This window comes from Phenylobacterium sp. (assembly GCF_020253645.1).
Classification (GTDB): Bacteria; Pseudomonadota; Alphaproteobacteria; order Caulobacterales; family Caulobacteraceae; genus Phenylobacterium.
In genome coordinates this window covers 1-6,065 of record NZ_JADCBG010000218.1, presented here as the reverse complement: position 1 = coordinate 6,065, position 6,065 = coordinate 1, and the positions used below count along the sequence as shown (strand labels likewise).

Annotated in this window: 3 protein-coding genes, 1 tRNA gene and 1 pseudogene; all 5 read right to left on the bottom strand. The window is 67.5% G+C overall.

Annotation, left to right across the window (positions count from 1 at the left end; all coding sequences use genetic code 11):
• Nucleotides 1–350: pseudogene (locus tag INE98_RS14030) on the bottom strand (hypothetical protein); the annotation flags it as partial.
• A gap of 287 nt (nucleotides 351–637) precedes the next feature.
• Nucleotides 638–721 (bottom strand) — tRNA-Leu (locus INE98_RS14025).
• A gap of 44 nt (nucleotides 722–765) precedes the next feature.
• A complete protein-coding gene (radC, locus tag INE98_RS14020; protein ID WP_293539717.1) occupies nucleotides 766–1,488 on the bottom strand; it encodes a DNA repair protein RadC in 723 nt (240 codons plus the stop codon).
• A 54-nt stretch (nucleotides 1,489–1,542) separates the two neighbouring features.
• On the bottom strand, nucleotides 1,543–5,139 hold the full coding sequence (locus INE98_RS14015) for a M1 family aminopeptidase (protein WP_293539716.1): 3,597 nt from the start codon (nucleotides 5,137–5,139) through the stop codon (nucleotides 1,543–1,545).
• Nucleotides 5,140–5,148: 9 nt separating this feature from the next.
• Nucleotides 5,149–6,027, bottom strand: coding sequence for an ABC transporter ATP-binding protein (locus INE98_RS14010; RefSeq protein WP_367120200.1), 879 nt, complete (start codon nucleotides 6,025–6,027; stop codon nucleotides 5,149–5,151).
• Between the last annotated feature and the right edge of the window lie 38 nt (nucleotides 6,028–6,065).

Genomic DNA, 6,065 nt, shown 5'->3' with positions numbered 1-6,065 from the left:
GGCAGACGAAAAACGGAAAGGCTGGCGTTGGAGGGCGCCGCCGTCGCAGGCCGGGAGGTAAGGGTCTCCCTCGGCGCCAGCTCGACCCGCATGGGACCGCGCCGCTCCCCTCCGGTGAGGTCGCTCCGGAGCCTGGCGAGCAGGGCGCGCTCTGACCTTGCGAACAACCCCGCCCAGTCCATGCCGACGAGCTTGCGGTCCGCAAGACCGGTCAGGCGCTCGGCGGCGCCGAGGGCGAACTGAATCACGCCGTCCGAATCAATCTCGAAGACCAGATCCGCGCCGGCGAAGGCAAGACCAAGCAGCCTGACGACGCTGGCGTCATCTGTGCGGGCGTCCTGAGCCGTCACGACCCTCGCTCCTGCTCTGTCGCCGGACCTTCTCTTGCGCCGGACACATCCATGCCGTCCTGCTCCCTGGCGCGCTCCCGAACGCTTCTGGCCGGAAGGACGCCGATCCTTGTTCTGCGCCCTGAAGGTTAAGGCCTTGACACCGGGCCGCCCCTCCTCAGCGACAAAAATGTCGCACTTCTCTCTCGCCAGTCGAAAACCCGGTGATGCGGGTGTTGAGCCCGCCCGTCAGGCGGCGGGCGAGCCCCGCCTGTCCGGGGCTGCTCCGCAGCGTGAGACGCAGGACATGGTGCCCGCTGCCGGACTCGAACCGGCACGCCGATGGCGACGGATTTTAAGTCCGTTGCGTCTACCGATTCCGCCAAGCGGGCCCGACTACACTCTAGCGCGCGCGCCCCGGCGGGACCACCCGGCCTCAGATCAGCCCCTGAGCGCGGAAGCTGGTCAGGCCGTCGCGGCCGACGATGACGTGGTCGTGGACCGACAGGCGCAGGACCTTGGCCGCCTCGATCACCTCGCGGGTCATGGCGATGTCGGCCTGCGAGGGGGTGGGATCGCCGGAGGGATGATTGTGGGCCAGGATCAGGGCGCTGGCCGAGAGTTCAAGCGCCCGGCGGACGACCTCGCGCGGATAGACGGGGGCGTGGTCCACCGTGCCTTCGTTCATGGCCTCGTCGGCGATCAGCTGGTTCCGCCGGTCGAGGAAAAGGACCCGGAACTGCTCGCGCGGTTCATGGGCCATGGCGGTGCGCAGATAGGCGGAGAGCTGGGTCCAGGAGGTGATCACGGTGCGGCGGGCGACGGGCTCGCGGCTGATGCGCACGGCGGCCTCGTGGGCGAGCTTGAGGTCCAGCGCCGCCTGCTCGCCCAGACCGCGCACCCGGACCAGGTCCTCCAGCGGCGCGCCGAGCACGCCGGCGAGGGAGCCGAAGCGGGCCAGCAGGGCCTTGGCCAGAGGCTTGACGTCCCCCCGGGGCAGGGACCGGAAGAGCAGGAGCTCGAGAAGCTCGTAGTCCGGCAGGGCGCCAGGCCCGCCATGGCGGGCGCGATGGCGCAGGCGGGCCCGATGGCCGGCGTGCGGCGGCGAGGGCGACAGGGGCCCGAGTAGCGGGGCTTCCTGCAGGTCGGTCGGGGGCATGGCGGGGCTCCGGCGGCCCCGTCAATGTTCCTCAAATGTTCGCATTACGCAAGCCTATCCCTCGACCCTGACCTGCGTGACGTTGTCGCCGGAATTCCGGTCGATGCGCTTGTTGTAGGGATCGATCCCGGCGAAGGCGGGCCTGCCGTCGACGGTCACGGTGAGGGTCTGCTCGCCGTCCTTCAGGGTGCGCACGGTGAAGCTCTGCACCGAGGCCCGGGTGAAGCCGGGCGTGCCGGGTTCGGCGGTGAAGACGCCGACGTCGAACGTCTCCGTCCCCAGCGGCGCAGCAGTCTCGACGCCCTTGCCATCGGCGTAGAGCTTGCGGGCGGTGATCTTCAGGGTGACGTCGTAGCGCCCGTCGGGCCGCCGGCGGGCCTCGGCCTCCTCGGTCTTGAGATCGTAGAGCGTGATCTTCTCGAAGAGGTCGGTGATCAGATCCTGCAGCCGTCGATCCGCTCCGGCCTCGCGGCGCAGGGCGTCGACGAGAACCCGGGACGTCGGATAGGGCGCTCCCTTGAAGGCGTACTGGGCCAGGACGCTGCGCAGGGCGGCGTTGACCTTGTCCGCGCCCATCTGGTCGCGCAGGAGGTACATGACCAGGGAGCCCTTGCGGTAGTGGATGTAGTCCTGGTTCTCGACGCGGATCAGGGGCGTCTCCTCCACGGCCTGTCCGCCGCGCGCCGAGAGGTAGCTGTCCAGTTCGTTGCGAAGGAACTTGCGGATGCCTTCCTTGCCGTAGGTCTGTTCCATGACCAGTAGGGCTGAGTACTGCGCGAGGGTCTCCGAAAGGACCGTGCCGCCCTGCATGTCGGCGCCGATGACCTGGTGCGCCCACCACTGGTGGGCCATCTCGTGAGCTGTGACATAGGTGGCGAAGTCGATCTTGTCCGGCTTGTTCGGGTCCGCCGTGAAGCCGAGGTCCTCGGAGAAGGGGATCGTGTTGGCGAAGGCCTGGGCGAAGGTCGCATAGCCCGGGAACTCGATGATCCGGGCCTGCCGGAACTGGTAGGGGCTGAAGTTGGCCTGGTAGTAGTCGAGGCTGCGCTTCATGGCGGCCATCATCCGGTCCACGTTCCAGGGGTGACCGGGGTGGTGATAGACAGCGAGGTCGACGCCCTTGTAGGTCTCGCGGCGCACGGCGTACCGGGCGGACTGGACGGAGAAGAAGTTCAGGACCGGGGCGTCGGTGCGGAAGCGCATCGTCCTTCGCCCGTTCGCCGTGGTGTCCGAGACCAGGTAGCCCGGCGCGATCGGGGTCTGGTCGGCGACGGTGGAGACCGTGATGTCGGCGTTCACCCAGTCGGCGTTACCCACATAGTTGCGCGCGCGGGCGCTTTCGTCCTCCAGCTTCGCCGGCCGCAGCTCGGGAGGAAGCCCGTACTTGCGGCGTGTGGTCCGGTCCTGGAGCAGGCCGTTGCGCGACATGCCGAGGGTCGGCGCGAACTCGGAGTTGGAGACGAAGGTCCCGTTGTCGACGAGGCGGGTCGTGTTCCGGGCGTTCCTGAACCCCTTCTGCGCCAGGACGGTTGAGAACTCCAGGCGGGCGGTCTGGCCGGGGGCCAGAGGATTGGCCAGATGCAGGATCCTGTAGTTGAACCGCTCGAACGTCTCCGTCCGGGCCGGCAGCGACAGGGTCAGCCGCTCGACCTTCAGGTCCGGGTCCTCAAACCGGACATGGACCTGCGAGAGGGGTTCGCCGGTGTCGTTTACCAGATCATAGGCGCCCGTGACCCTCAGCCGCGGCGCATGGGGGTCGAGGTCGAGGTTCAGGGTCACGTCCGTGACGGAAGGCTGGGGAAGGCGCTCATACTTCAGGAAGGCCTTCTCGTAATCCGCGGTCAGGCGCTCTTCGTCCTGCTGGGTCCGGTAGGAATTCCAGACGTTGGTGTTGACGAAGATGAAGCTTCCCAGGCCGGCGAAGACGACAAGGGCCCCTGCGGCGGCCAGGCCCGTCGGGCCCTTCAGGCGACGGCCCAGGCGGGCGAGCCGGGCCCGGATCCCGTCCCGCGCCCCGCGCGCCCAGAGGCCCTGGGTCAAGATCAGCAGGAAGATGGCGAAGGCCGTCCAGTAGGCGCGGAACCAGGCGGCGAAGCCGGCATAGTCACCCTGGCCGTTCATGTCGGACAGGGGCACGCCCGGGCCGCCGCCGTAGTTGTAGAGGTTGTGCTCAAACCCGGCGGTCCCGAGGCTGAGCTGGAGGATCATGTAGGCCACCATGAGCGCCCAGCCGACGAACTTGTTGGGCGCCACGGCCTGAAGGAAGATGGCCAGGATGGCGACCAGGCTCCAGTCGACGAGGGTCGGCAGGACATACCATTCGAGGTACTGACCCCAGTCGGGATGGGGGAAGCCGAGCAGGATCTGGGCTGCCACGCCCGCCAGGACGCTGATCAGCAGCATGGAGCCGAGCACGAGGATCAGACCCAGCACCTTGGGGATCATGAACGTCCAGTCCGGGGCCGCTGTCGAGTCGACAATGTCGGCGATCCGCCTTTCGCGATCGCGCCAGACCAGCTCGCCGGCATAGTAGATGGCGACCAGTATGACGACGAAGCCGAAGGCCCGCTGAAGAGTCTCGATCATCCGGATCGTTGTCGGAAGGAAGACTGAACCGTTCTGCTCCAGCCCCAGAACCACCCCTCCCGATGCGTTGAACAGGCCGAGGATCAGCAGGATGCCAAAGGCGGGGCTGCGCAGGATCTGCGCCGCCTCGAACCGCGACCGGTGCAGGGCCTGCACCATTGCGGCTGAAAATCCGCGGTGCGGGAGGAAGCCGGCGTCTGAGGTCCGGACCGGCGTGGACGGCGGGGGGGCGGCGATCGCCCGTTCCGTCCGGGTCCGACGCCTCGCCGGCGCCTCGAAGCGGAAGACGAGGCAGGCGCCGACAAGGGCGACCACCCCGACCAGGGTCCACGCAACGCGGTTGCCGAGCAGGATGCCCGCGAGTTCGGGTAACCGGGAGTTGGAGTCGAAGGTTGTGAAGTACCGGATCGACTCGCCGAAGGCGTTTGCGCCGAAGGGGTCAAGCCAGCCTGCCAGATCGCGCATTTCCTGCCGTTCCGTCAGGATCCCCATGATCACCCAGAGGATGAGAAGGCCCGTGGCGCCGATGTAGGTCGCCATCATCGAGCGGGTCGTTGTGGCGAGGGCGAAGAACAGGGCCGAGGTCAGGAAGATCGAAGGAAGGGCCAGGGCGCCAAAGGCGTAGGCATAGGCGTCGAGGCGGTTCGGACCGAGAGTTTCCGGATCCACCCAGGGCGCCAGAGATCCGGCGACCATCCCCAGAGGCACGGCCAGAAAGACCATGGCCGCCGCCGCGAAGGCGCCCAGGAAACGCCCGACAAGGTAGTCGAGGCGGGTAATCCGTGTTGAACGCACAAGCGGCCCGAAGCCGGTCTCGTCGTCCCGGACTATGACATTGGCCACCAGGGCGGCGGTCACGAAGATGAAGAAGATCGACATCACCAGGTGGGTCATGGCGATGGCCGTGGGCGAATTCTTGTGAACGCCGCCCCCGCCGCCGCCAACCTGGATGTTGTCGACGGTCATCGAGCCGAAGACGATCAGGAAAAAGAAGGCTGCGGCGACCCAGACGACAGGCTGGCGAAGCTGGAAGCGGAATTCGAAGGCGGCGATGCGGCCGAGCATGTCGTCCTCCTAGGCCGGCTGGCGGGAGGCGTGCAGGGCGGCGAAGTAGACATCCTCCAGTCCGCCCTCGACGGTCTCGAACCCGGGGCCCGGGGATGTCTCAGACAGGAGATGGGCGACTGTCCTGCCTCCGGAGAGGCGTGTCGAGATCACGGGGGCGACTTCGGCGAGGCCGGCGAGGTCCGCCTTGTCCACCACCCGACGCCAGACCCGGCCCTCCAGCTCCTTAACCAGGCTCGAGGGAGCGCCCTCCCTGAGCAAGCGCCCGCCTGCAAGCACCGCCATACGGGGACACAGGTCGGCGACGTCCTCGACGATATGAGTCGACAGGATCACCACCACCTTCTCGCCGATTTCGGCGAGGAGGTTGAGGAAACGGTTGCGCTCTTCCGGATCAAGGCCCGCCGTCGGCTCGTCCACGATGATCAGTTGGGGCTGGCCGATCAGGGCCTGGGCGATGCCGAACCTCTGGCGCATGCCGCCGGAGAAACCGGCGACGGCCTTCTTTCGGACCGGCCAGAGATTGACCTGGTTGAGCAGGGCCTCGACGGTCTCCCGTCGTTCCGCCTTGTTCGTCAGGCCTTTGAGCACCGCAAGGTGGTCCAGGAGGTCCAGGGCGGAAACCCGGGGGTAGACCCCGAAGTCCTGCGGCAGGTAGCCGAGGGTCCTGCGAAGGCGCGACGGCTCCGCCAGAACGTCGATGCCATCGAAGTTGATGGCGCCCGAGGTCGGGGTCTGCAGGGCGGCGATGCACCGCATCAGGGTCGACTTGCCGGCGCCATTGGGGCCCAGGAGGCCGAACATGCCCGCGGGAATCTCGAGGCTCACATCGTCGAGGGCCCGGGTTCCGCCGGGATAGACATGGCTCAGGTTACGTATGGACAGCATGACGGGCTCCGTTCGGAAGACCCGCAGGTCGCCCGACT

Bases quoted from the DNA above. Each gene is read 5' to 3' on its own strand.
- INE98_RS14010 (WP_367120200.1), bottom strand. From the start codon at position 6,027: ATGCTGTCCATACGTAACCTGAGCCATGTCTATCCCGGCGGAACCCGG.
- INE98_RS14015 (WP_293539716.1), bottom strand. From the start codon at position 5,139: ATGCTCGGCCGCATCGCCGCCTTCGAATTCCGCTTCCAGCTTCGCCAG.
- radC (WP_293539717.1), bottom strand. From the start codon at position 1,488: ATGCCCCCGACCGACCTGCAGGAAGCCCCGCTACTCGGGCCCCTGTCG.